Source organism: Polaromonas sp. SP1 (genome assembly GCF_003711205.1).
Taxonomy (GTDB): Bacteria; Pseudomonadota; Gammaproteobacteria; order Burkholderiales; family Burkholderiaceae_C; genus Polaromonas.
In genome coordinates this window covers 1,839,969-1,862,913 of sequence record NZ_CP031013.1, presented here as the reverse complement: position 1 = coordinate 1,862,913, position 22,945 = coordinate 1,839,969, and the positions used below count along the sequence as shown (strand labels likewise).

At 64.7% G+C, this 22,945-nt stretch carries 20 protein-coding genes; 14 read left to right on the top strand and 6 right to left on the bottom strand.

Annotation, left to right across the window (positions count from 1 at the left end; translation table 11 throughout):
- The first annotated feature begins 39 nt into the window (after positions 1 to 39).
- The 6 genes from DT070_RS08890 to DT070_RS08865 all read left to right on the top strand — a co-directional run bounded on the left by DT070_RS08890 (position 40) and on the right by DT070_RS08865 (position 5,275).
- Complete coding sequence (locus tag DT070_RS08890) at positions 40 to 954, top strand: PhzF family phenazine biosynthesis protein (RefSeq protein ID WP_122955060.1); 915 nt, start codon at positions 40 to 42, stop codon at positions 952 to 954.
- Positions 955 to 963: 9 nt separating this feature from the next.
- Entirely contained in the window at positions 964 to 1,677 is a 714-nt protein-coding gene (locus DT070_RS08885; RefSeq protein WP_194965941.1) for a VOC family protein, read from the top strand.
- A 7-nt stretch (positions 1,678 to 1,684) separates the two neighbouring features.
- A complete protein-coding gene (locus DT070_RS08880) occupies positions 1,685 to 2,323 on the top strand; it encodes a LysE family translocator (RefSeq protein WP_122955059.1) in 639 nt (212 codons plus the stop codon).
- Positions 2,320 to 3,321, top strand: a complete 1,002-nt coding sequence (locus tag DT070_RS08875) for a threonine dehydratase (protein ID WP_122955058.1) — start codon at positions 2,320 to 2,322, stop codon at positions 3,319 to 3,321. Before DT070_RS08880 ends, DT070_RS08875 begins: the two co-directional genes overlap by 4 nt.
- A gap of 52 nt (positions 3,322 to 3,373) precedes the next feature.
- Positions 3,374 to 4,042, top strand: coding sequence for a histidine phosphatase family protein (locus DT070_RS08870; protein WP_122955057.1), 669 nt, complete (start codon positions 3,374 to 3,376; stop codon positions 4,040 to 4,042).
- A gap of 75 nt (positions 4,043 to 4,117) precedes the next feature.
- On the top strand, positions 4,118 to 5,275 hold the full coding sequence (locus DT070_RS08865; RefSeq protein ID WP_122955056.1) for a hypothetical protein: 1,158 nt from the start codon (positions 4,118 to 4,120) through the stop codon (positions 5,273 to 5,275).
- Positions 5,276 to 5,375: 100 nt separating this feature from the next.
- Here DT070_RS08865 and DT070_RS08860 read toward each other — a convergent pair whose 3' ends face one another.
- A complete protein-coding gene (locus DT070_RS08860) occupies positions 5,376 to 6,728 on the bottom strand; it encodes a sorbosone dehydrogenase family protein (RefSeq protein ID WP_122955055.1) in 1,353 nt (450 codons plus the stop codon).
- A 193-nt stretch (positions 6,729 to 6,921) separates the two neighbouring features.
- Complete coding sequence (locus DT070_RS08855) at positions 6,922 to 8,511, bottom strand: B12-binding domain-containing radical SAM protein (protein WP_122955054.1); 1,590 nt, start codon at positions 8,509 to 8,511, stop codon at positions 6,922 to 6,924.
- Between the two features lie 115 nt (positions 8,512 to 8,626).
- Here DT070_RS08855 and DT070_RS08850 point away from each other — a divergent pair, with 115 nt between their 5' ends.
- The 5 genes from DT070_RS08850 to DT070_RS08830 all read left to right on the top strand — a co-directional run bounded on the left by DT070_RS08850 (position 8,627) and on the right by DT070_RS08830 (position 14,362).
- Positions 8,627 to 10,831 carry a protein-disulfide reductase DsbD gene (locus DT070_RS08850; protein WP_122955053.1) on the top strand — a complete coding sequence of 735 codons (2,205 nt, stop codon included), beginning with the start codon at positions 8,627 to 8,629 and terminating at the stop codon, positions 10,829 to 10,831.
- 41 nt (positions 10,832 to 10,872) lie between these two features.
- Positions 10,873 to 11,520: a thioredoxin family protein gene (locus tag DT070_RS08845; protein ID WP_122955052.1), complete on the top strand. Its 648-nt coding sequence runs from the start codon at positions 10,873 to 10,875 to the stop codon at positions 11,518 to 11,520.
- A 62-nt stretch (positions 11,521 to 11,582) separates the two neighbouring features.
- Entirely contained in the window at positions 11,583 to 12,035 is a 453-nt protein-coding gene (locus DT070_RS08840) for a CoA-binding protein (RefSeq protein ID WP_122955051.1), read from the top strand.
- Positions 12,036 to 12,099: 64 nt separating this feature from the next.
- Positions 12,100 to 12,882, top strand: a complete 783-nt coding sequence (locus DT070_RS08835) for a hypothetical protein (RefSeq protein ID WP_122955050.1) — start codon at positions 12,100 to 12,102, stop codon at positions 12,880 to 12,882.
- Positions 12,883 to 13,030: 148 nt separating this feature from the next.
- Positions 13,031 to 14,362, top strand: a complete 1,332-nt coding sequence (locus tag DT070_RS08830; RefSeq protein WP_122955049.1) for a class I SAM-dependent methyltransferase — start codon at positions 13,031 to 13,033, stop codon at positions 14,360 to 14,362.
- A 31-nt stretch (positions 14,363 to 14,393) separates the two neighbouring features.
- Here DT070_RS08830 and DT070_RS08825 read toward each other — a convergent pair whose 3' ends face one another.
- The gene (locus DT070_RS08825) at positions 14,394 to 14,690 is read right to left on the bottom strand and encodes an RNA-binding protein (RefSeq protein WP_122955048.1); all 297 of its coding nucleotides are present in this window, start codon (positions 14,688 to 14,690) and stop codon (positions 14,394 to 14,396) included.
- A 245-nt stretch (positions 14,691 to 14,935) separates the two neighbouring features.
- Between DT070_RS08825 and DT070_RS08820 the strand changes: the two genes are divergently transcribed.
- Complete coding sequence (locus DT070_RS08820) at positions 14,936 to 17,461, top strand: bifunctional diguanylate cyclase/phosphodiesterase (RefSeq protein ID WP_122955047.1); 2,526 nt, start codon at positions 14,936 to 14,938, stop codon at positions 17,459 to 17,461.
- Here the strand turns inward: DT070_RS08820 and DT070_RS08815 are convergent.
- A complete protein-coding gene (locus DT070_RS08815; protein ID WP_122955046.1) occupies positions 17,442 to 17,804 on the bottom strand; it encodes an aminoacyl-tRNA synthetase in 363 nt (120 codons plus the stop codon). The genes DT070_RS08820 and DT070_RS08815 overlap by 20 nt on opposite strands.
- 123 nt (positions 17,805 to 17,927) lie before the next feature.
- On the opposite strand from DT070_RS08815, the gene hemE reads away from it, so the two are divergent.
- Positions 17,928 to 19,037 carry a uroporphyrinogen decarboxylase gene (gene hemE, locus DT070_RS08810; RefSeq protein WP_122955045.1) on the top strand — a complete coding sequence of 370 codons (1,110 nt, stop codon included), beginning with the start codon at positions 17,928 to 17,930 and terminating at the stop codon, positions 19,035 to 19,037.
- A 376-nt stretch (positions 19,038 to 19,413) separates the two neighbouring features.
- Entirely contained in the window at positions 19,414 to 21,528 is a 2,115-nt protein-coding gene (gene priA / locus DT070_RS08805) for a primosomal protein N' (RefSeq protein ID WP_122955044.1), read from the top strand.
- A gap of 72 nt (positions 21,529 to 21,600) precedes the next feature.
- Here priA and DT070_RS08800 read toward each other — a convergent pair whose 3' ends face one another.
- Positions 21,601 to 22,404, bottom strand: coding sequence for a hypothetical protein (locus tag DT070_RS08800; protein ID WP_122955043.1), 804 nt, complete (start codon positions 22,402 to 22,404; stop codon positions 21,601 to 21,603).
- 64 nt (positions 22,405 to 22,468) lie between these two features.
- A complete protein-coding gene (locus DT070_RS08795) occupies positions 22,469 to 22,876 on the bottom strand; it encodes a VOC family protein (protein WP_228778535.1) in 408 nt (135 codons plus the stop codon).
- Between the last annotated feature and the right edge of the window lie 69 nt (positions 22,877 to 22,945).

The following is a 22,945-nucleotide window of genomic DNA, read 5'->3' as shown; positions in this document are numbered from 1 at the left end:
CCCGTATCTTCAAACTCAACCGGAAACCTGAAAGCCCCCATGAAGCAGCGCGCATTCAAGCAAGTCGACGTGTTCACCCCCATCCCTTACTTCGGCAACCCCCTGGCCGTGGTGATGGACGGCGCCGGCCTGGACGACGACGCCATGCAGCGCTTTGCCAAATGGACCAATCTTTCGGAGACCACTTTCCTGCTGCCGCCCACCGATGTGTCGGCCGATTACAGCGTGCGCATCTTCACACCCGGCGGCGAGCTGCCTTTTGCCGGCCACCCCACGCTGGGCAGCTGCCACAGCTGGCTCGAAGCCGGAGGGCAGCCGCACAGCAAAGACTTCATCGTGCAGGAATGCAAGGTGGGCCTGGTGAAAATCCGCCGTGAGACAGGCACCCCGCGCCTGGCGTTTGCCGCGCCGGCGCTCAAGCGCTCTGCACCCAGCCCCTCCTTGCTGGCGCAGGTGGCCGGCGCGCTGGGCCTGAAAGCCACCAGCATCCTGGCCGCCCAGTGCCTGGACAACGGCCCGATGTGGATGGGCCTGCTGCTCGACAGCCCCGAGACCGTGCTGCAAATGAAACCGGACCACAAGGCGTTGGCCAAGCTGGGCACCAAGATCGGCGTAGTGGCGCGCTACCCGCATGAGGAAACCGCGCCGCTGATTGCACGCGCCAACCGCGAGGCCAAAGCCTTCACAGCCTCCACGCCTGCCGTCGCACCTGATTTCGAAGTGCGCGCCTTCGCTTCCCCCATCGGCATCGACGAAGACCCGGTGACCGGCAGCCTGAACGCGAGCCTGGCCCAGTGGCTGATCGCCGAAGGCCACGCGCCCGAGCGCTACACCGCCTCACAAGGCGTCTGCCTGGGCCGCGCCGGCCAGGTGCACATCGAGCGCGATGCGGCAGGGCAGGTCTGGGTGGGCGGCGAATCGGTCACTTGCATCGACGGCAGCGTGACGGTTTAAAGACGCATCATGGAAACGACCACCGCATCTCCGCCGCTGGCCTCGCAGGTCGACCACCTCGTGGTCGTCGCCGCCAGCCTGGACCAGGGCGTGCAGTGGTGCGAACGCGTGCTCGGCATCACACCCGGACCGGGCGGCGAACACGGGCTGATGGGCACGCACAACCGCTTGTTCACCGTGGCGTCACCGGCCTTTGCGCGTGCTTATTTCGAGATCATTGCTATCAATTCAGGAGCAAAAAGTCCACGCACAGCACCGGCCAGGCGCTGGTTTGACCTTGATGATCAGGAGCTGCAGCTGCGCCTGGGCAAGACCGGCCCGCAGCTCGCACACTTTGTGGCGTCGACCCCCCGCGTGGGCGCGGCCGTGAGGGCACTCTCCCGTTTGGGGCTGGACCGCGGTGAAGTGCTCGAGGCCTCGCGCATGACGCCGCAAGGCCTGCTGAGCTGGAAGATCACCGTGCGCGAAGACGGCCAGCGGCTGTTTTACGGCGCGCTGCCCACGCTGATCCAGTGGGGCGATGTGCACCCGGCCGATGGCATGGCGCCGTCGGGCGTCACGCTGCAGTCGCTGCACGCCAGCCACCCGCGGCCCGATGCGCTGCGCGGCGGTTATGAAGCCATCGGTCTTTCGGGTGTGGGTCTGTCGCAAGGCCCGCCCAATCTCATCGCCACGCTGCAGACGCCGCGTGGCCTCGTCACGCTGGAATCACAAGGAGCCTAGGTCCTATATGTTTACTGCTACCGAACTCGCCTGGTTTGCCCTCGCCGCCCTGGTGCTGGTGCTCACGCCCGGGCCTAACATGATTTATTGCATCTCGCGCACGCTGTGCCAGGGGCCTCGCGCCGGGTTGATTTCCCTCAGTGGCGTGGCCTTGGGCTTTGTCGTGCACCTGCTGGCCGCGTCTTTCGGCTTGACGGCGCTGTTGCTGGCCGTGCCGCTGGCTTTTGATGCGATCAAGGTGGCGGGCGCGGCCTATTTGCTGTGGATGGCCTGGCAGGCCGTCAAGCCCGGCGGCCTGGCGCCGTTTGAAACACGCGAACTGCCCAACGACCCGCCGCGCACGCTCTTCCTCATGGGCTTTATGACCAACTTGCTCAACCCCAAGGTCGCGATGTTTTACCTCTCGTTTTTTCCGCAGTTTTTGCACCCCGAGCGCGGCGACCTGCTGCTGCAAAGCCTCACCTTGGGCGCCGTGCAGATCAGCGTCAGCACCACGGTGAACACGGTGCTGATCTGCTTTGCCGCGGCGATTGCCGGTTTCCTGAACCGCAACATCAGCTGGATGCGCGTGCAGCGCTACGTGATGGGCACGGTGCTGGGTCTGCTGGCGCTGCGCCTGCTGGCTGAAAAGAGGGCGACCCAATGAGCGCCGTCCTCGACCGCGCCCCGATGCTGGCGGACCCCATGCTGCCTTCGCTGCAAGAGATTGAAGACGCGGCGCGCGTCGTCTACCGCGAGTTCCAGGCCACGCCGCAATACCGCTGGGGCCTCTCCAGCCAGCGGCTGGGCACCGACTGCTGGATCAAGCATGAGAACCACACGCCGGTGGGCGCGTTCAAGCTGCGTGGCGGCCTCACCTACTTTGACGGCCTGAAGCAGCGCGGCGAGATGCCGAAAGAAGTCATCAGCGCCACACGTGGCAACCACGGCCAGAGCATTGGCTGGGCCGCGCGTGCGCACGGCGTGCCTTGCACCATCGTGGTTCCGCACGGCAACTCGGTCGAGAAAAACGCCGCCATGCGCGCACTGGGCGTCACCCTGGTCGAACACGGCGACGACTTCCAGGCCAGCCGTGAGTTTGCGATGGCGCTGGCCGCGGAACGTGGCGCCCACATGGTGCCCAGCTTTGATGCCGGTCTGCTGCGCGGTGTGGCGACCTACTGGTGGGAGTTCATGCTGGCCGTGCCGAAACTCGACGTTGTCTATGTGCCCATCGGCCAGGGCTCGGGCGCGTGCTCGGCGATCGCCGCCAAGCTGGCGCTGGGCCGCACGCTGCGCATCGTGGGCGTGGTGAGCGCGCACGCCACCACCTATGCCGACTCACTGGCGGCGGGGCGCGTGGTAGAGGCGCCAGTCACCACACAACTGGCCGACGGCATGGCCTGCCGCGTCGCCGACCCTGCGGCACTGGCCATCCTGCTGCCCCATCTGGATCGCATCGTGAAGGTCACCGACGATGAGGTGGCCCAGGCCATGCGTGACCTCTATGCCGACACGCACAACGTGGCCGAAGGCGCGGGCGCGGCCAGCTTTGCGGCCGCCATGCAGGAGCGCAACCAGCTCAAGGGGCAAGTCGTAGGCACGACGCTGTGCGGGGGCAACGTAGACACCGCCACTGTCGCCAAAGTGCTAGCTGGGGCCTGAGCCGGTCACACGCGAGACTGGGTGCCCGTCCCCATGTAGCCACAATTTGCCCATGGGAACCCTCTACCTCGTGCGCCACGGCCAGGCCTCATTTGGCGAAGACGATTACGACGTGCTCAGCCCCATGGGGCGCCAGCAAAGCGTGCGGCTGGGTGAGTACTTCAAGTACAAGGGCATCACCTTCGACGCGGCCTTAACCGGCACGCTGCAGCGGCAGATCAATACCTTTGCGGGGATTTGCGAAGGCATGGGCGCTGAAATGCAGGCCACACAACGCCCCGGGCTCAACGAATACGACAGCCACGCCGTCATCGGCGCCATCCACCCGCACAAGCTTGAAAAGCCCACCACACCCGAGGAATACCGCGGCCACTTCCGCCTGCTGCGCGACGGCCTGGCGCAGTGGATGGCCGGGGTGGTCAGCCCCAAGGGCATGCCCAGCTACAACGAATTCGTCGCGGGTGTGACCGATGTGCTGGACCACGTGCGCAGCACCCACACCGGCAATGTGCTGCTGGTTTCCAGCGGCGGGCCTATCTCAACGGCTGTCGGCCATGTGCTGGGCACCAGCCCCGAGACCACCATTGAGCTCAACCTGCGCATCCGCAACTGCTCGGTCACGGAGTTCGCGTTCACACCCAAGCGCCACATGCTGGTGACCTACAACACGTTGCCGCACCTGGATGCGCCCGAGCACGCGAGCTGGATTACCTACGCCTGACGCGAATCTTGCACCGGCTCCGTGGTATTTCCACCATTGCCGGGCAGGCCGCAAGCAAAGATACTCTTTGGCAGCATGACTGCAGCACCCACCTCTTCTGCCGCCAGCCCGCACCCTGTGGGCATTGTTCTTTATGCCGGCAGCGCCGATGCGCTGGCGGCGGCCACCTACAGCTTCCTGGTGCGGCTGGAGCAGCTCGGCCTGCAGGACGCCGTGGAAACGGCGGAGATGGTGCCGCCGGCAGGATCGGCGGCGGCAAGGCGCTTTTACCTGCCCAACGCCCTGGCGGCGCAATGGGCGCCCGGCCTGGACACCCTGGGCCTGGCCGAGCGGCTGCAGCTGGACACCACACGCATGGACGACCTGGAGCAGGAAATCCTGCTGGCCATGCTGCTGAGCCCCGTGGCGTTTGAATTCCCGAGCCATGCGGAGCTGGCCTCGGCGGTGCGCATACGCCGCAACATCGTGGTGGCCGCGCGCAAGACCGCGCTTGAATTCCACACCACCGAAGTCAACCGCCCCGAAGACTGCTGGGCCTATTCCGAAGACGACGGCTTCACGGTGCGCCCCGGCCATGCGCTGATTGCCGCGCTGCAAAAAGCCACGCAGCCCGAGGCCTCGGGCAAGCTCTATTCGTTTTCCTGCTACCGCGCGACCGAGTACGTGATCCTGCTGGCCATCGCGCAGGAGCTGGAGGCCTGCAACCCGGCGCTGCTGGCCGCGTTGCAACAGCGCTGGGAAAAGAGCGCCATCATGTCGGGCAAGTTCCACGATGTGTTTTTGCGCGAATACGGCTCCATGCAGGCGCCCCTGCCGCCGCGCTATTACGTGCCCGGCGACCGGCTGTGGTTTCGCAACCCCGACGAACATTCTTCCGACGTGTCGGGCTACGAGGGCTCCTGGGTGTTCTACCTGGGCGGCGGCCTGTTCACCAACTTCTGGAAGCGCGAGCAGCCTTACACGCTGACGGCCAAATGCCTGGAGCTCTTTCACTGGCGGCACGCCACCTACACCGACGCGGCCGGTGAGCTGCGCATCAACGAGAGCATCGTCGAAGCCGGCGTCAAGGCGTCGTTGGCCAACCCGCAGGAGACCGCGCAGATCCTGGAGCTGATGCTGCGCATGCGCGAGCCCAAGGGCGTGTACCAGTCGGGCGGCTGCATAGACACCTCACGCGAACACCCGCGCTGGGTGTGCCCGGCCACCACCGACATGGTGTTGCCGCAGGCCTGAGGCCTCAGGCCTCAGGCCGGCAAGCCGGTTGCTACTAATTTGATAGCTACTTGCCCATGCGCTGCCTGGGCTAGAGGCCAATTCTGCTTATAAGTTCCTATTACTTTGCCAAGGTGCCGCTGACGCGCCAGACCACATTGCCCACATCGTCGGCCACCAGCAGCGCGCCGCGCTTGTCCATCGCCACACCCACCGGCCGGCCGTAGGCGTGGCCTTCGGGGCTGAGGAAGCCGGTGAGTACATCCACCGGCAAGCCCGCGGGCAGGCCCTTCAGGAAAGGGACGAACACCACCTTGTAGCCGCTGTGCGGCACGCGGTTCCACGAGCCATGTTCGCCGATGAACGCGCCGGTAGCCAGAGACTGCGGCAGCGCCTTGCCCTCGGAAAACACCATGCCCAGCGGCGCCACGTGCGAGCCCAGGGCGTAGTCGGGCGCCAGCGCTTGCGACACCAGGTCGGGCCGCGCAGGCCGCATGCGTTCGTCCACGTTCTTGCCGTAATAGCTGTAGGGCCAACCGTAAAACGCGCCGTCGCGCACCGACGTCAGGTAGTCGGGCACCAGGTCGCTGCCGATCTCGTCGCGCTCGTTCACCACCGTCCAGAGCGCGCCGGTGTCGGGCGCCCAGCCCATGCCGTTGGGGTTGCGCAGGCCCGAGGCATACACACGGTGGCTGCCGGTTTTGGGGTCGACCTCCCAGATGGCGGCGCGGCCGGTCTCGGCCTCCATGCCGCGCTCACCCACATTGCTGTTGGAGCCCACCGTCACGTAAAGCTTGCTGCCGTCGGCACTGGCGATGATGTTTTTGGTCCAGTGGTGGTTAATCGGCCCAGCGGGCAAGTCGACCACCTTGACGGGCTCAGCCGTGATGCTGGTTTGTCCCGGCTGGTAGGGAAAGCGCACCACCGCATCGGTGTTGGCCACATAAAAATCGTTGCCCACCAGCACCATGCCAAACGGTGAATTCAGGTTTTGCAGGAAGACGCTGCGGGTTTCGGCCTTGCCGTCGCCGTCGGTGTCGCGCAACAAGGTGATGCGGTTGGCCGTGGGCGCACCGGCGCCGGCCCGGCCCATCACCTTCTTCATCACCCAGCCCTTGATGCCCTTGCCGTCTTCGGGCTTGGGCGGCGCATTGCTTTCGGCCACCAGCACATCGCCGTTGGGCAGCACATAGACCCAGCGCGGGTGGTCCAGCCCGCTGGCCAGGGCCGTGACACCCAGGCCCGTCATGGGCGTGGGCATCACGCCTTCGGGCCAGCCTTTGGCCGGCGCGATGTTCACGGTGGGAATCAGCCGTTTGACAGGCTGCGGCAGCGTCGGGTTGGCACCCATGCCCGCCTCGGGCGGCAGCAGGGCGGTATCGCCACAAGCCACCAGGCCGCCCACAACGACCGCGCAGATGACAGGCGCAAGCCATGCCCTGGCGGAAAAAACTGCTGAACGCGGTGAACGCATAAATCCCCCTGGATGCCGCGCCGCATCAGTGCGGCACCCTGCTCACTGTGCGCGGATAACGCCGACTGCGCTGTCAGTCGCACACCCCCTGCGTTGTCAGCGCCTGCCGTGAGCGGCGCCCGTTCCCTTCCGGTTTCGCCCGGTTCCCCTTCGGTCGGGCTGAGGTCGAAGCCTGCCGGTGCTCCGGCAAGCCTCAAGCCGCCGCAGCCGCCTTCCGGATCTCGTCAAGATGCCCCGACTGCTGCCCCACATGCCGCCCTTGCCGCGAAGCCCCCTGCTTTCCGGCAAGCGCCTGCACCGGCGCAACACGCGCTGCGCCCAGCAGTTCAGCCAGGCACTGCGGCTTGCCGCGCGCGCCGCTCGCCAGGTAGTCCGCCAGCAGCGCACTGCGAACCTTGCCGCCATCCAGGCCGCGCACTTCGGTCAGGTGTTCGCACAGCAGGTCGACCAATTTCTCCAGCGCAAACTCGTGCGTTTTGCCGGTGGTCTGCCACAGCCAGTCGCTGAAGTTCAGGAAATGACCAAACGCCGAGCCCGGCTCAAGCAGCAGCTTGAGCCCGCGTGCAAAGCGCCCTGAGTTGGCCACCATTTCCCAGTAGCGTGCAAAGCGCTTGATACGCTGCATGGCGGCAAAGTCGACGGTCGAGTTTTGCAAAATGGTGTAGGGCGTCTGCGGGTCGTAGGCCATGGCGAACGCGGCGGTGTGGCGGGTGATCGGCGTGCCGCGCAATCGCTTCAGGATGCCGAACTGGATTTCATGCGGTGCGAGTTCGTAGAGGCGGTCAAAGCCCGCGGCAAAGCTTTCCAACGTTTCGCCGGGCAGGCCGAAGATCAGGTCGGCGTGCACATGGGCCCGGCTTTCATTCACCAGCCAGCGCAGGTTGTCGGCGGTTTTCGCGTTGTCCTGCCTGCGTGAAATGCGCTGCTGCACCTCGGGGTTAAAGCTCTGGATGCCCACTTCAAACTGCAGCGAGCCCGCCGGAAACTGCGCGATCAACACCTTGAGCCGGTCGGGCAGGCTGTCGGGCACGACCTCAAAGTGCACAAACAAATCCGGCGCCATCCGGTCCAGGAAAAACTGCAGGATGCGCACCGAGTTCTCGACCTTCAGGTTGAAGGTGCGGTCGACAAACTTGAAGTTGCGCGCGCCGCGGCGATAAAGCGCCTCCACCTCGGCCATAAAAACGTCCAGGTCAAAAGCCCAGGCGGTCTTGTCGAGCGAACTGAGGCAGAACTCGCACTTGAAGGGGCAGCCGCGCGAGGCTTCGACATACAGCAGGCGTTTGGCCAGGTCCTCTTCCGTGTATTCGGCGTAAGGCAGCGCCAGCGCCTCCAGCGCGGGCTGCTCGCCGGCCATCACCTTCATCAGCGGCGGGGGGCCGTCGAGCAAGGCGCGGCACAGTTTGGGAAAGCTCACATCGCCCCAGCCGGTGACCACATGGTCGGCGAGGCGGCAGATTTCCTGTTCGCCGGTTTCAAAGCTGACTTCCGGCCCGCCCAGCACGATCTTGATGCCGGGCCGCAAGGTTTTCAGCAGGCGCACCACCTGGGTGGTCTCGACCACGTTCCATATATAGATGCCCAGGCCGATCACCTGGGGCTCCAGGGCAAGCAGCTCCTCGACGATCTGCGTGGGCCGCTGCTGGATCACGAACTCACGCAGCTGCGTCTGCGCCCGCAGGCCGGCGCCGCCATGCTTGTCCATATTGGCCAGCAGGTAACGCAAACCCAGCGAGGCGTGGATGTATTTGGCGTTGAGCGTGGCAAGGACAATGCGGGGCATGCCCCTATTATCCGAGTTGGCCCCAAAAACGGCTGTAATAACAGGCTGGCCGGGCCGACCGACAGCCATGCGCCCTCAGGAACTAAAGCCCCTACCGCCCGCTCACACCTCCACCATGCATTTCAAGCGCCTCCTCTTCACCGCAGCAGCTGCTACGTTTTTGATAGCTGCAGGCGCTTTATCCACCTGGGCAAACGCCCAAAACAACGCATTAAATTTCTCGCTGAAAAGCGGTTCGACCGGCGGCGCCCATGCGGCCGTGGTCACGACCGAGCAGGTGCGGGCCGAGCTGCTGGCCTGGGCGCCCCAGGGCGTGGAGCCGGGGCAGCCGGTCTGGGTGGGCCTGCAGCTTACGCACCAGCCTGAGTGGCATACCTACTGGAAGAATTCGGGCGACTCGGGCCTGCCTACCGAACTCATCTGGCAACTGCCTGCCGGCATCACCGCGGGCGAGATCGCCTGGCCGACGCCTAAAAAAATCCCCATCGGCACGCTGGCCAACTACGGCTACGAAAAAACCGTGCTGCTGCCCGTGCCGCTGACCGTGGCGCCCGGTTTTGCCGGCACGCAGCTGCAGGTCAAGCTCAAGGCCGCCTGGCTGGTCTGCCGCAAGGAGTGCATTCCGCAGGAGGGTGACTTCTCGCTGAGCATCCCGGTGAAAAGCTCTACCGCGGCCAGCGGCGAGCTGTTTGAACAAACCTTCAAGGCCACGCCCAAAACCCTTGCGGCCGGCGCCAGCCAGGTGGGCGTGGCGGACAAAGCCATCCAGGTCTCCCTGGCCGGCCTGCCCGCCGCGCTGCAAGGCAAAACGCTGGAGTTTTATCCCGAAACCGGCAGCGTGATCGAACCCGCCGCAGCCTGGCAGCAAGCCTGGCAAGGCGCGGTATGGACGGCCAGCGTGCCCTTGTCCGGCCAGCGCACGGAAAGCCCCGCCAGCATGCCGCTGGTGGTGGCGCTGGGCGACACCGCGTACCGCATCGACGCGCCGGTCAAAGGCGCCTGGCCTGCCGTGGCGGCGGCTGTGGCCATGCCGCCTGCGCTGGAAGCGGCGCTCAAGGCCAATGCGGCAACGGGCGCATCGACGGGCGCAACAAGCCTCCCCGCAGGCGCCCCCCTGGGCCTGTTCGCGGCCCTGCTCGGCGCCTTGCTGGGCGGCCTGATCCTGAACCTCATGCCTTGCGTGTTCCCGGTGCTGGCCATCAAGGTGGTGGGTTTTGTGCACGTGAAGGACCCCGCCACGCGCGTGACCACCGGCCTGGCCTACACGCTGGGTGTAGTGCTGTCATTCCTGGCGCTGGGCGCCCTGCTGCTGGGCCTGCGCGTGGCCGGGCAGCAGCTGGGCTGGGGCTTTCATTTGCAAAGCCCTGCGGTGGTGGCGGTGCTGGCCGCCCTCTTCACGCTGCTGGGCTTGAACCTGGCGGGCCTGTTTGAGTTCGGCAACTTCCTGCCGGGCCGCATGGCCGGCTGGCAGGCCAAGAACCCTACCGTCAATGCCTTCCTCTCGGGCGTGCTGGCCACGGCCATCGCCTCGCCCTGCACCGCGCCTTTCATGGGTGCGTCGCTGGGTTACGCCATCGGCCTGCCGGCGCTGGAAGCCCTGGCGATTTTTGCGGCCATCGGTATCGGCATGGCCTTGCCCTACCTGGCGGCCAGCGCCATTCCGGCGGTCGCCCGCGCGCTGCCGCGCCCCGGCGCCTGGATGGTGACCTTCAAGCAGCTGATGGCGTTTCCGATGTTCGCCACCGTGGCCTGGCTGGTCTGGGTGCTGGGCCAGCAAAGCGGCATCGACGGCGCGGGTGCGCTGCTGGCCCTGCTGGTGCTGATGGCCCTGGCCATCTGGGCGCTGACCTTGCGCGGCACTGCACGCACGCTGATTGCTACATTTTCGATAGCACTGTGCGCAATAGGCATATGGGCTATAGGCCCAAATGTCATCAAACCCGCAGAAAGCGCGCCGACCGCGGCAGCCGACGCCGCCCCCGGCGGCTGGCAGGCCTGGGCGCCGGGCCGGGTTGACCAGCTCGCGGGGCAAGGGCAAAGTGTCTTCGTGGACTTCACCGCCGCCTGGTGTGTCACCTGCCAGTACAACAAAAAAACCACCCTGGCCAACGCCGACGTGCTGGCCGACATGAAAGCCAAAAACGTGGCGATGCTGCGCGCCGACTGGACGCGGCGCGACCCGGCCGTCACGGCGGCGCTGGCCCGGCTGGGCCGCAGCGGCGTGCCGGTGTATGTGATTTACAAACCCGGCCGCGCGCCCGTGGTGCTGTCGGAAATTTTGTCGGTTGACGATGTGAGGGCCGAGCTGGCCAAGCTGTAGTTTTCTCTTACCAGTCTTCTCTTTTTCAAGGAGTTCAAGCCATGTCTTACCGCTTCGAGAATCCCCTCATGAACCGCCGCCTGTTTTCAGGCGCCCTGGCGCTGGCGCCCCTGGCCGCGCACTTCACGGCCCGCGCCCAGGCGCCCGCCGCCGTGGGCCAGGCGGCACCGGACTTCACCGCCGTCGACACCGCCGGCAAGTCCCACAAACTCAGCGACTACAAGGGCAAGCTGGTGGTGCTGGAATGGACCAACCCAGGCTGCCCCTTTGTGCGCAAGCACTACAGCGGCAACATGCAGGGCCTGCAAAAAGAATTCACTGGCAAGGGCGTGGTGTGGCTGGCCATCAACTCCACCGAAACCGCCAGCGGCGACTACCTGGCGCCGGCCAAACTGGCCGGCTGGATGGCCGAAAAGCAGGGCCAGCCCACCGCCACGCTGATGGACGAATCCGGCAAGGTCGGCCAGCTCTACGGCGCCAAGACGACACCGCACATGTACATCATCAGCCCGCAAGGCCAGCTGGTGTACGCCGGCGGTATCGACAGCATTCCGTCGGCCCGCGTCGACGACATCAAGACCGCCACCAACTATGTGCGCCAGGGCCTGACGGAAGCGCTGGGCGGCAAGCCGTTGAGCGTGGCCTCCAGCCGCGCGTATGGCTGCTCGGTGAAATACAAGGACGCCTGAAGCGGCCTCCGTCCAACGCACCCCGGCACGCGGCCCGACCACCCTACCGAAAGACGCATTCCATGAGCGCTATTCCCCCCGCCGAACGCATGCCGCACATCCTCAACCACTGCCGCACCATCGCGGTGGTGGGCCTGTCGCCCAAGCCGCACCGCGCCAGCTTTGATGTGGCGCGCTACATGCAGGCCAACGGCTACCGCATCATCCCCATCAACCCCAACGCCGCTGAAGTGCTGGGTGAAAAAGCCTACGCCACCCTGCTGGAAGCCGCCAAACACGAAAAAATCGACCTGGTGAACTGCTTTCGCAACAGCGAAGACATCCCGCCCGTGGTCGACGAAGCGATTGCCATCGGCGCGAAAGCGGTGTGGATGCAATTGGGCATCGCCAACGCGGAGGCGGCGGCCAAGGCCGAAGCAGCCGGGCTGCTGGTGGTGCAGGACCACTGCATCAAGATCGACCACCGCGTGCTGCATTCGCGCGGCCTGGTGCGGGACCCTGCACCATCGGCCTGAGGGCTGAAAGCGCCACAGGGAAAGCCATGCTTGCACGCCAGGGCGGCGCCGCAGAGAATGCGCCATGTCCCTGAGCACGGCACCGATCTCCCCACCCGCCCCGTCCGTCCTGCCGCCTCCTTTCCACTTCCTTTTTCCTTGCCTCCTGTTCGCCCTGGCTGCGCTGGCAGGCTGCGCGAGCCCGGCGCCCATCCACAAAGGCGAGGTGCAGGCCGCGCCCATCACCTCTACCGAGATCGCCCAGTCGGACGTGAACCGCATGGCCACGCTGGGCATGCGCGACAACATCGAGAGCCTGATGCGTCTGGCCGACAAGCTGTACCGGCGCAACCCGGCCGAGTGGCGCAAAACCAGCACCGTCAGCCGCGATGCGGCGCTGGCCCAGCTGCGCGTGGCGGTGGACACGCGCACGCCCTGGCGCGAGCTGCAGGGCAAACGCGACATCGCCGCGCTGTCACTGGCGCTGGGCCCGGACTTCAAGGGGGACCGCGTGGCGGCATTTATTTATGCGAGTGCCGACATGGTGGTCACCGCCCACGGCGGCAAGACAGACTTCTACCTGACCGACAGCCTGGACGCGCAGTACATCTACAACGCCGCACGCAACATCGAAATCGCGGTGTGGATGCTGTCCACCCGGCGCAATGCAGCCGGGCAGCCCTTGCTGCTGGCCGACGAGATCACCGAGCGTGAACGCAACCTGAGCTTTGAGCGCGAATTCGGCAAGATCATCGGCCGGCTGGATTTGCTGTCGTCGGTGCTGACGGAGAAGTACCGCCGCGCCGTGATCACTTACGTGCAGAACTTGCTCGGCGGAACCTTCCTCCAGTTCCTACCCGTCAGGTAGGGCAAGCACACCCCCGTCTCGGCTCACTTCGTGTAGCCGGATCCCCCCCTCAGGGGCGACGGCTGTGGCCCGGCAAAGCTGGTTCCACGCCGTCACCGGTTTGAGCGAGACAATACGCGTTTCGCTATTTGTTTTTCCGGAAGACGCCATGCCTGATAACTACCTGCCCGAAGTCAGAAACCAATATGAGGCGCTGCCGTACCCGCCTTGCAACCCGGAAGACGACCGCAAGCGGCTGGTGCTGACGTGGCTGGAAGACCTGCCGATGATCAACCACTACTGCTTTGCCGGGAAGCAGTCTTTCCAGAGCGGCTTCAAGGCGCTGGTGGCGGGCGGGGGCACGGGGGATGCGACGATCTTCCTGGCGGAGCAGCTGCGCCACACCGATGCGCAGGTGGTGCACCTGGACATGAGCGAGGCCAGCATTGCGCTGGCCAAAAAACGTGCGGAGATCCGCGGGCTGACCAACATCACCTGGGTGCATGACTCGCTGCTGAACCTGCCGGCACTGGCCGCGCAGCTTGGCAAGTTTGACTACATCAACTCCAGCGGCGTGCTGCACCACCTGGCCGACCCCGACCTGGGCTTCAAGGCGCTGCTGAGTGTGCTGAAGGAAGACGGCGCCATCGGGCTGATGGTGTATGCCACCACCGGCCGCACCGGCGTCTACCAGATGCAGGCGCTGATGCGCCTGGTCAATGGCGAAGAGGCGGATGCGCAGCGCAAGATCGCCAACACCCGCGACCTGCTGGGCAGCCTGCCGCCCACCAACGGGTTCATGCGCAGCGAATACCTGCACAGCGACCACAAGGCCGGGGACGCCGGCATTTACGACTTGCTGCTGCATTCGCAGGACCGCTCGTACAGCGTGGGCGAGCTCTTCGACTGGCTGGGCGGCAAGGCCGACGGCGCACCAGGCGGGCACGGCATGCACCTGGAATTCACCGACGTGCAGCGCGGCCGCTCACCTTACCTGCCGCACATGGTGCTGGGCAGCAAGCCGCCGGCCATGGCCGCGGCGCTGCGCAAGCTGCCGCGCAGAAGGCAGTATGAAATGGCCGAGTTGATGTCCGGCACCATCATCACGCACTCGCTCTACCTGACGCGTGATGCGGCGTGCACCGCGCCGTATGGCAACCCTGCCTATGTGCCTTTTTTCTACCATGAGCCCTTGACGGGTGAGCTCGCGGCGCAGGTGTTCGGGAGCAACAAGGGCCAGCCCTTCATGCTCAGGCACCAGCATTCGGGCGTCGCGCTGACGGTCAACCCCGGCAAATACGGCGCAAAAATCCTCGCGCTGATAGACGGCAAAAAGACCTTCGGCGAAATCTTCGAGCAGTTCCGCGCCGCCTGGCAAGGCAAGGCCGCCGCACCGGACAACGCGGCGCTGTTTGCCGATTTTGCGGAGTCGTATGACACGCTGAATGCGCTGGACCGCCTGCTGCTGCGGCATCCTTCAGCCGAAGTCGCCGCAAAATAATCGCGCCATAAACGAGCCAGGCAGTCGCCCTTCAGGCGAGTGAGCCCCACGCGCTTTCCGTCTGCGGCCGCTCGGCCGCAAGCAGGTCTACAACGACCACCAGCTCACCGCCAAAACGGCCTATGCCCAGGCCGCTCATGAGTTTTTGCTCCTCCTCTTCGGACGCCATGCGCAAAAAGCACAGCGCCTGCTGCTTGCCGGCGTGGGCAGCCGGCAGGACGTTGAGCTGCTTGACCGAGCCGAAGCGTTCACACATATTTTTCAGGACCTTGCGCAATGTGGGAATGTCGGGGCACTGCTGCAACTGGTCGAGTTCGAGAGGGCTCATGGATCCTTGCCTGGAAAAAAACGCTAATCGAGAGATCGTCTGGGAGGGTGGTGCAGCTTGGGGGATGACGCAATCACCTCGCGTGAGGTGCGGCATATCCGCAGCGTAGGACAAAACCGTACGTGAGTAAGTGACGGAACGTTTTGCAACGCTTTCTCGCCAACACTTGCAAATCTCGCGGCAAAAACCCCGCGCCATGCGTCAGCATCGTTGATTGACTGTTCTCCATTGCAGGTGCCTTTTCCGTGTCCGTCTCCACTCCCACCCTTGATCCCACGCTTGATCCCGCGTTGGCACTCCATGTGCTGCCGCATTCCGGCGCCGACCGGCTCAGCCGGCTGGCGGCCCGCGCCTGCGCGGCGCCCATTGCCGTCATCGTGGCGTTTGAAGGCGGCAAGGCCGTGTTCCGCGCGGGCACCGGGTTTTCGCCCCAGGAGCGCGAAGGGCTGGTAGCGCTGTGCGAAGCGACGCTGGAAGCCCCGCCGCGCCAGCCGCAGCTGCCGGCGCGCTGCGCGCCCGACATCTGCTTTTACCGGGGCCTGCCGCTGCTGCGCGAGGGCGGCGCCCTGCTGGGCGTGCTGGCCGTGATGGACAAGGCGGCGCGAAACCTCAGCACCGCGCAGGAAGAAGACCTGGAAACACTCGCCGGCCTGGCCGCCGCGCAACTGGACGCGCGGCACCTGCAGGCCGTGCAGGCCGCGCAGCACACGGAAGAAGACGCCCAGCGCCTGGCCACGCGCCTGGGCATCACCCTCGAAAGCATCACCGAAGGGTTTTACACGCTCGATACGCAGTGGCGCTTCAGTTACCTCAACCGCGAGGGCGCGCGCCTGCTGGGCAAACCCTCCACGCAGTTGCTCGGCAAAAGCATCTGGAAGGAGTTTCCGGGCGCCATCAATACGCTGTTTTCAGAGCAGGTGCGGGCGGCGGTCGAAGGCAATTACCAGGTGGAGTTTGAAGCCCTGTACGCGCCGCTGGACAAATGGTTCGAAATACGCGCTTACCCCTTCCCCGACGGGCTGGCGATTTACTTTCGTGATGTGAGCGAGCGGCGCAAGGCCAGGGAGCAGCTGATGCTGCTGGAGACCAGCATCTCGCGCCTGAACGACATCGTGCTGATTGCAGAGGCCGTGCCCTCGGGCCGGCCCGGGCTGCGCATTATTTTTGTCAACAACGCCTTTGAGCAGCACACCGGCTACAGCCCCGAGGAAGCGCTGGGCCATTCGCCGCGCCTGCTGTGCGGGCCGCTGACGCAGCGCAGCGAGCTCGAACGCATGCGCAATGCCTTCCAGAAAGGCGAGCCGGTGCAGGCCGAACTCATCACCTACAAAAAAAACGGCCGGCATTTTTGGATGGAAGTCGACATCGTGCCTGTGGCCGACGATGCCGGCGTCTTCTTCACGCACTGGGTGGCGGTGGGGCGCGACATCACGCGGCGCAAGGTAGCCGAAAGCGAGATCAAGCACCTGGCCTTCTACGACCCGCTGACGCAATTGCCCAACCGCCAGCTGCTGATGGACCGCCTGGACGCGGCGCTGAGCCACAACCGCCGCCACCCGCGTGAAGGCGCGCTGATGTTCATCGACCTGGACAATTTCAAGACGCTGAACGACACCATGGGCCACCAGAAAGGCGACTTGCTGCTGCAGCAGGTGGCCAGGCGCCTGTCGGCCTGCGTGCGGGTGACCGACACGGTGGCGCGCCTGGGCGGGGACGAATTTGTGGTCATGCTGGAAGACCTGGGCCAGGACCCGCGCGAGGCGACGGTGAAGGCCGAGACCGTGAGCGGGCAGATCCTGGCGGCGCTGAGCGAGCCCTACAGCCTGGCCGGCTACCAGCACTACAGCACCTGCAGCATCGGCGTGACCGCCTTCAACCAGACGCTCAACAACATCGGCGACCTGCTCAAGCAGGCCGACCTGGCGATGTACCAGGCCAAGATGGCGGGGCGCAACACGGTCTGTTTTTTCAACCCCGCGATGCAGGCCGCCGTGACGGCCAGCGCCGCGCTGCAGTCCGACTTGCGGCGCGGCCTGCGCGAAAAACAGTTCCTGCTGTATTACCAGCCGCAGGTGGGGCGCGACGGCCGCATGACCGGCGTGGAGGCCCTGCTGCGCTGGCAGCACGACGAGCGCGGCCTGGTGCCGCCTTCGGAGTTCATCCCGGCGGCCGAAGAGGCCGGGCTGATTCTGCCGCTGGGGCAGTGGGCGCTGGAGACCGCCTGCCGCCAGCTGGCCGCCTGGGCCCACCGCCCCGAGACGGCCGCGCTGAGCATCGCCGTCAACGTGAGCGTGCGCCAGTTCCGCCACCCGGAGTTCGTCGACCTGGTGATGGCCGCGCTGAAGGAAACCAAAGTCAGCCCGCACAAACTCAAGCTGGAGCTGACGGAAAGCCTGCTGGCCGAGGACATGGAAATCACCATCACCAAGATGGCCAGACTCAAGAAGATTGGCGTGACGCTGTCGCTCGACGATTTCGGCATGGGCTACTCGTCGCTGTCGTGCCTCAAACGCCTGCCGCTGGACCAGCTCAAGATCGACAAGTCGTTTGTGGAAGACATCCTGCGCGACCCGAACGACGCCGCCATCGCCCGCACCATCATCGGCCTGGCACAAAGCCTGGGCCTGGGCGTTGTGGCCGAGGGGGTGGAGACCGAGGCGCAGCGCGACTTCTTGTCGCGCCACGGCTGCGACTGCTACCAGGGCTATTTGTTTTGCAGGCCGCTGCCGATTGACGAGCTGGAAGCCTTCATCAAGACGCTGAAGATGTAGCCGCCATCACCGGCACCGTCTTGTGGTGCTCCAGCCGGAAGATGACCTCCTTGACGACGCCGTACATCACGGCGCGGTCGCGGTTGGGGTGGTCGCTGAAGTGCACCGTGGTGGCGCCCAGCCTCACGCCGCCGTCTTCATAAGCCACCGCGATGCCGTAAGCCGTCATCAGGGGCCCGCAGGCGCGCCAGTCGCGCGTCCACTGCGGCAGGGCCTGGGCGCTGTCCCAAAGGGTGCCCGCGCTCTCATAGCATTCTTCAATGCGCGTGTGGCCCAGCAGCTGCGCCAGGTGCCGCTCCTTGGCGATGCAGCTGCGGAAATACTCCTGGTCGTTCATGCGCATGACGGGCTCCTTGACGCTTTCCGGCCATGGTAAGTCTGAACCCGCGCCAGTGCCAGTGCCCAGGCCAGCCGGGCCTATATCCCGGCGCGGGAGGACTGATCGGACACCTGAGACAATCAGGACATGTTCGCACCCCTCCAAAACGACACCTTTTTGCGTGCCTGCCTGCGCCAGGCTACCGACCACACCCCCGTCTGGCTGATGCGCCAGGCCGGCCGCTACTTGCCTGAATACCGCGCCACGCGGGCCCAGGCCGGCAGCTTTATGGGCCTGGCCACCAACACCGACTACGCCACCGAAGTCACGCTGCAGCCCCTGGCGCGCTACCCGCTAGACGCCGCCATTCTGTTCAGCGACATCCTGACCGTGCCCGACGCCATGGGCCTGGGCCTGTCGTTTGCCCTCGGCGAAGGCCCGCGCTTTGCCACGCCGGTGCGTGACGAGGCTGCCGTGGCAAAGCTTGAAGTGCCCGACATGGCCAAGCTGCGCTATGTGTTTGATGCCGTCACGTCGATCCGCAAGGCGCTGAACGGCCGCGTGCCGCTGATCGGCTTTTCAGGCAGCCCCTGGACGCTGGCCTGCTACATGGTCGAAGGCGCGGGCTCTGACGACTACCGCCTGGTCAAGACCATGCTGTACCAGCGCCCTGACCTGATGCACAAAATGCTGGCCGTGAACGCCGACGCGGTGGCCACCTACTTGAATGCGCAAATCGAGGCCGGCGCCCAGGCCGTGATGATTTTTGACAGCTGGGGCGGCGTGCTGGCCGACGCGGCCTTCAAGACCTTCAGCCTGGCCTATACGGCACGTGTGCTGGGCCAGCTCAAACGTGAGCATGAAGGCGTCAAGATCCCCCGCCTGGTCTTCACCAAGGGCGGTGGCCAGTGGCTGGAGGCCATGGCCCAGCTGGACTGCGAAGTGCTGGGGCTGGACTGGACCGTGAACCTGGCCCGCGCCCGCGCGCTGGTCGGTGAAAACGGCCCCCACGCCAAGGCCCTGCAGGGCAACCTCGACCCCAACGTGCTGTTTGCCAACCCGGCCCAGATTGAAGCCGAAGTGGCGGCCGTGCTGGACAGCTTTGGTGCGCCCCATACCGATGCCGGCCGGCCCGGTCCAACCCAGATTTTCAACCTCGGGCACGGCATCAGCCAGCACACACCGCCGGAAAGTGTCGAGGTCCTGGTGCGCGCAGTGCACGCTCACTCTCGCGCAATGCGCATGGCCCGAGGCTAAGCCCGCCGGCAAAGGCCCAAAAGGCCACAGTTTGGTGACCTGTTTTATCCCCCACTAGCACAAAATGGTGCAATGGCGACCGGACTTATGCACAAAAATCTTGTTGCGCTGCGGCAATGAGGGGCTTACGGGTTCCCCGGCGCTATCAAAGCAATAGCGCTTGTAAGTTGTTGATTTATATAGAGACTTTAAATTGCTTTTTTTCTGGGCAATTTAAGCAAACCCTTGATTTACAAGGCTCCGCAGCGCCAGTGGGCAAGCTATCAACAAAGTTATCCACAGAAAAACTGGAAATCTGTAAAGCGTCGTTAAATCAAGGACTTAGCGCTTTCTTTGGATGTATCTCTCAAGAATTAAACACATTTAGTTACTCCAAATGAGCCATTGGCTACAAGTCGTCGTTGCGGCCCCCGCGCACAGTTCCATCGCCGGGCCGCTCACTTACCAAAGTGAATTGCCACTCGCTCCCGGTGCGCTGGTCCGTGTGCCGCTGGGCAAACGCGAGGTGCTGGGCGTGGTGTGGGAAGTCCTGCCCGACAGCGGCGCCCTGCTGGAGATGCAGACACGGCACGTTGCCGGCGTGCTGGAGGGTTTGCCCCCGCTGTCGGCCACCTGGCGCAAGCTGGTGCAGTTCACCGCCGGCTATTACCAGCGCTCTCTGGGCGAGGTGGCGCTGGCGGCATTGCCGCCGCAGCTGCGCGACCTCAGCAGCGTGCAGCTGGCGCGGCGCCTGAAGCGCCCCGTGGCAGATACCAGCCACGCGCCATCTACTACTAATTTGATAGCGCCAAGCCTAGAGCAGACAAGGGCTATAGCCGAATTTGATGCAGATACGCGGCCCGCGCTGCTGTTTGGCGCCACCGGCAGCGGCAAAACCGAGGTCTATTTGCGCGCCGCAGCCCGCGTGCTGGAACAAGACCCGGCGGCGCAGGTGCTGGTGATGGTGCCCGAGATCAACCTCACGCCGCAGTTGCAGGCACGTTTTGAAGAGCGGTTTGCCCACCTCGGCAAGGAGCGTGTAGTCGCCCTGCACAGCGGCCTGACGCCGGCCCAGCGCCTGAAAAGCTGGCTGGCGGCCCACGCCGGCCACGCGCGCCTGGTGCTGGGCACCCGCATGGCGGTGTTTGCCTCCCTGCCCAACCTGCGCCTGCTGGTGGTCGACGAAGAGCACGACCCCAGCTACAAGCAGCAGGAGGGCGCCCGCTACTCGGCGCGCGACCTGGCGGTATACCGCGCCAAGATTGAGACTGAAGACGCCACGCATGACCACGGCCCCTGCCGCGTGCTGCTCGGCTCCGCCACGCCGTCGCTGGAAAGCTGGCAAGCGACCCTGGCCGGCCGTTACCAGCGCCTGACCATGAGCGAACGTGTGGCCGCCAATGACGGCGGACAGGGAAGCCTGCCCACCGTTCGCCGCGTGGACATGAACCACCAGCCCAAGCACTGCGTCATCGCACCGCCGCTGTTGGAGGCGATTGCCCAGCGCATCGCCCGCGGCGAACAGTCGCTGATCTTTTTAAACCGGCGCGGTTATGCGCCGGTGCTGGCCTGCCACGACTGCGGCTGGAAAAGCGAGTGCCCGCACTGCAGCGCGTACCGCGTCTTCCACAAGATAGACCGCACCCTGCGCTGCCACCACTGCGGTTTTACCGAACGCGTGCCCCGCGCCTGCCCGGCCTGCGGCAACATCGACATCGCCCCGGTGGGCCGCGGTACCGAGCGGCTGGAAGAGCTCTTGGCCGAACTGCTCGCCAGCGTGAAACGGCCCGACGGCGAGCCGCCCCGCATCGCCCGCATCGACGCCGACACCACACGGCTCAAAGGCGCGCTTGAATCACAACTCGCCAGCGTGCACGCCGGCGAGGTCGACGTGCTGGTCGGCACGCAGATGATCGCCAAGGGCCACGACTTCCGGCACATCACGCTGGTAGCCGCCATCAACCCTGATGGCGCACTCTTTTCCAGCGACTTCCGCGCGCCCGAGCGGCTCTTTAGCTTGCTGATGCAGGCGGGTGGCCGCGCAGGCCGTGACGCCCGGCACAGCGACGCCAGCGAGATGTGGGTGCAAACCTTTCACCCCGCCCATCCGCTGTTTGAAGCACTCAAAAAACACGACTACCCGGGATTTGCCGACCAGCAACTGGCCGAACGCCAGGCCGCAGGCATGTCGCCCTTCGGCTTTTCAGCCCTGGTGCGCGCCGAAGCACGCGCGCAAGACGTCGCGCAAGGATTCCTCAACGCGGCAGCCGCCCAGGCCGAGGCGCAGCAACTCACCGGTAACGGGCAGGTCACCGCCTACCCAGCCGTGCCGATGACGATTCAGCGCGTGGCCAATATCGAACGCGCGCAGATGCTGGTCGAAAGCCCGTCTCGCGCGGCGCTGCAGCGTTTCCTTGCAGCCTGGCAGCCAACGCTGTTTGAGACGCGCCAGCAGGCTGAGTTCAAAAGCCTCATTCGCTGGGCGATTGATGTGGACCCGATTGCGATTTAGGACGTCTATGTAGGGTGGACCAGGCAATGCCCACTGAAAGAAGAGGATCTCCGGTCTTCGCTGGAAGTGCGTTCATATCCAGGTGCTTGCGACGCCACGAAGGTCTAGCTCAATACCCCGGTCTTTCAGGACATTTGGCAACTGCACCTCATGCGGTCCTCGCGCACCCCGGTAAATAGCCAACTTCCTTAAATTTCTCAGGTTCTGTGCACCGGTCGCGTTTGCGAACCGGATGCAGCCGCCAATTAGCAACTCCGCAGGACCGGGCCATTCCTGGGCAATATTGATCTCGGCGAGCCTGGAGCAGTCATGGATCCCAAGGTGCTTCAGCGAGCGGAAATGCCCGATGCCATCCAGCGAATGCAAGGCAGAGCTGTAGTGCACATCGAGTTCGACCAGCGAAGTTAGATGGCCGACAGTCGTCAAGTCCTCGCTTTTAGGACGAAGCAATACCAGCTTTTCGATATGAGGCGCGTTGAGACCTGCCGTGCACGCATCGGGCCAGCGCACATGCGCAGATCTCAAGTGCCGCATTTCTCCTTGAAGAGAGCCGCGAACTTTCGGGCAGTCAACCACCAGTTCGCGCAGAGCTGGCAGGTGACCAAGCGCGTCCAGGTTGACCGTGTCATCAAACAGGACGCGCAAGTATTCAATGCCGCGAAGGCGGTCAAAAAGAAATCCCGGATTGAGGTCGTCCCACTTTGCCGTTTTCGCAAGTCCTCGCTGAGACACGCTCACGCCGCGAATTCCTGAAAGGTCACGCTCAACAAAGTCTTGTGCTGTGACTTTGTGACCGATGGCCAGGATCGGAGCGATCCCTCCATGCCCTGAATGATCAATTCCGTGTTCGAAAGAATAGTGCGGGTCCGGGCTCATTACTGCTCCGCCTTCATAGGCTGATTCTTGATGGAAGGCTCAGGCGGCTGGTTCAAGGGTCTCGTCATTTGGCGGGAGGCCCTCGCAGGCCGATGCAATTTCCCCACGGATCCCGCACCTGGCACATGGCCTGCCCCTCTTCAATCAGCACAGGGCCGCGATAAAGGGTGGCGCCGATGGACTGGAAGTGGCGCAGCGAGGTCTCGATGTCAGGAACCTGCCAGTACACAACAGAACCGGAAGCACCCGAAGAAACCTTGGCGTCTGACAGCACAAGCTCAAGGCTGACAGCGCCAACACTGAGGTACTCGAAATCCTGGCCGGCTACGCGCTTGTGAGCCGCCCCGGGAAATGCGCGCTCGTACCAGGTGAAAGCCTCCGCGACGTTTCCTACGTGAACCATGACGGCGGCGATGGTGTGTTTGGTCATGAACTGATTGAACTGCTTAGCGTGGTGAATGCTGCGGAACAATCACTGAGTTCCCGTAGCGACGCGAAGAAAGATGCGTTGCCTGGAAGCTATTTTCTGACATCGTCTGGA

Excerpts from the sequence above, each read along its gene's own strand:
- DT070_RS08890 (WP_122955060.1), top strand. The coding sequence starts at position 40 with ATGAAGCAGCGCGCATTCAAGCAAGTCGACGTGTTCACCCCCATCCCT.
- DT070_RS08885 (WP_194965941.1), top strand. The coding sequence starts at position 964 with ATGGAAACGACCACCGCATCTCCGCCGCTGGCCTCGCAGGTCGACCAC.
- DT070_RS08880 (WP_122955059.1), top strand. The coding sequence starts at position 1,685 with ATGTTTACTGCTACCGAACTCGCCTGGTTTGCCCTCGCCGCCCTGGTG.
- DT070_RS08875 (WP_122955058.1), top strand. The coding sequence starts at position 2,320 with ATGAGCGCCGTCCTCGACCGCGCCCCGATGCTGGCGGACCCCATGCTG.
- DT070_RS08870 (WP_122955057.1), top strand. The coding sequence starts at position 3,374 with ATGGGAACCCTCTACCTCGTGCGCCACGGCCAGGCCTCATTTGGCGAA.
- DT070_RS08865 (WP_122955056.1), top strand. The coding sequence starts at position 4,118 with ATGACTGCAGCACCCACCTCTTCTGCCGCCAGCCCGCACCCTGTGGGC.
- DT070_RS08860 (WP_122955055.1), bottom strand. The coding sequence starts at position 6,728 with ATGCGTTCACCGCGTTCAGCAGTTTTTTCCGCCAGGGCATGGCTTGCG.
- DT070_RS08855 (WP_122955054.1), bottom strand. The coding sequence starts at position 8,511 with ATGCCCCGCATTGTCCTTGCCACGCTCAACGCCAAATACATCCACGCC.
- DT070_RS08850 (WP_122955053.1), top strand. The coding sequence starts at position 8,627 with ATGCATTTCAAGCGCCTCCTCTTCACCGCAGCAGCTGCTACGTTTTTG.
- DT070_RS08845 (WP_122955052.1), top strand. The coding sequence starts at position 10,873 with ATGTCTTACCGCTTCGAGAATCCCCTCATGAACCGCCGCCTGTTTTCA.
- DT070_RS08840 (WP_122955051.1), top strand. The coding sequence starts at position 11,583 with ATGAGCGCTATTCCCCCCGCCGAACGCATGCCGCACATCCTCAACCAC.
- DT070_RS08835 (WP_122955050.1), top strand. The coding sequence starts at position 12,100 with ATGTCCCTGAGCACGGCACCGATCTCCCCACCCGCCCCGTCCGTCCTG.
- DT070_RS08830 (WP_122955049.1), top strand. The coding sequence starts at position 13,031 with ATGCCTGATAACTACCTGCCCGAAGTCAGAAACCAATATGAGGCGCTG.
- DT070_RS08825 (WP_122955048.1), bottom strand. The coding sequence starts at position 14,690 with ATGAGCCCTCTCGAACTCGACCAGTTGCAGCAGTGCCCCGACATTCCC.
- DT070_RS08815 (WP_122955046.1), bottom strand. The coding sequence starts at position 17,804 with ATGCGCATGAACGACCAGGAGTATTTCCGCAGCTGCATCGCCAAGGAG.
- hemE (WP_122955045.1), top strand. The coding sequence starts at position 17,928 with ATGTTCGCACCCCTCCAAAACGACACCTTTTTGCGTGCCTGCCTGCGC.
- priA (WP_122955044.1), top strand. The coding sequence starts at position 19,414 with ATGAGCCATTGGCTACAAGTCGTCGTTGCGGCCCCCGCGCACAGTTCC.
- DT070_RS08800 (WP_122955043.1), bottom strand. The coding sequence starts at position 22,404 with ATGAGCCCGGACCCGCACTATTCTTTCGAACACGGAATTGATCATTCA.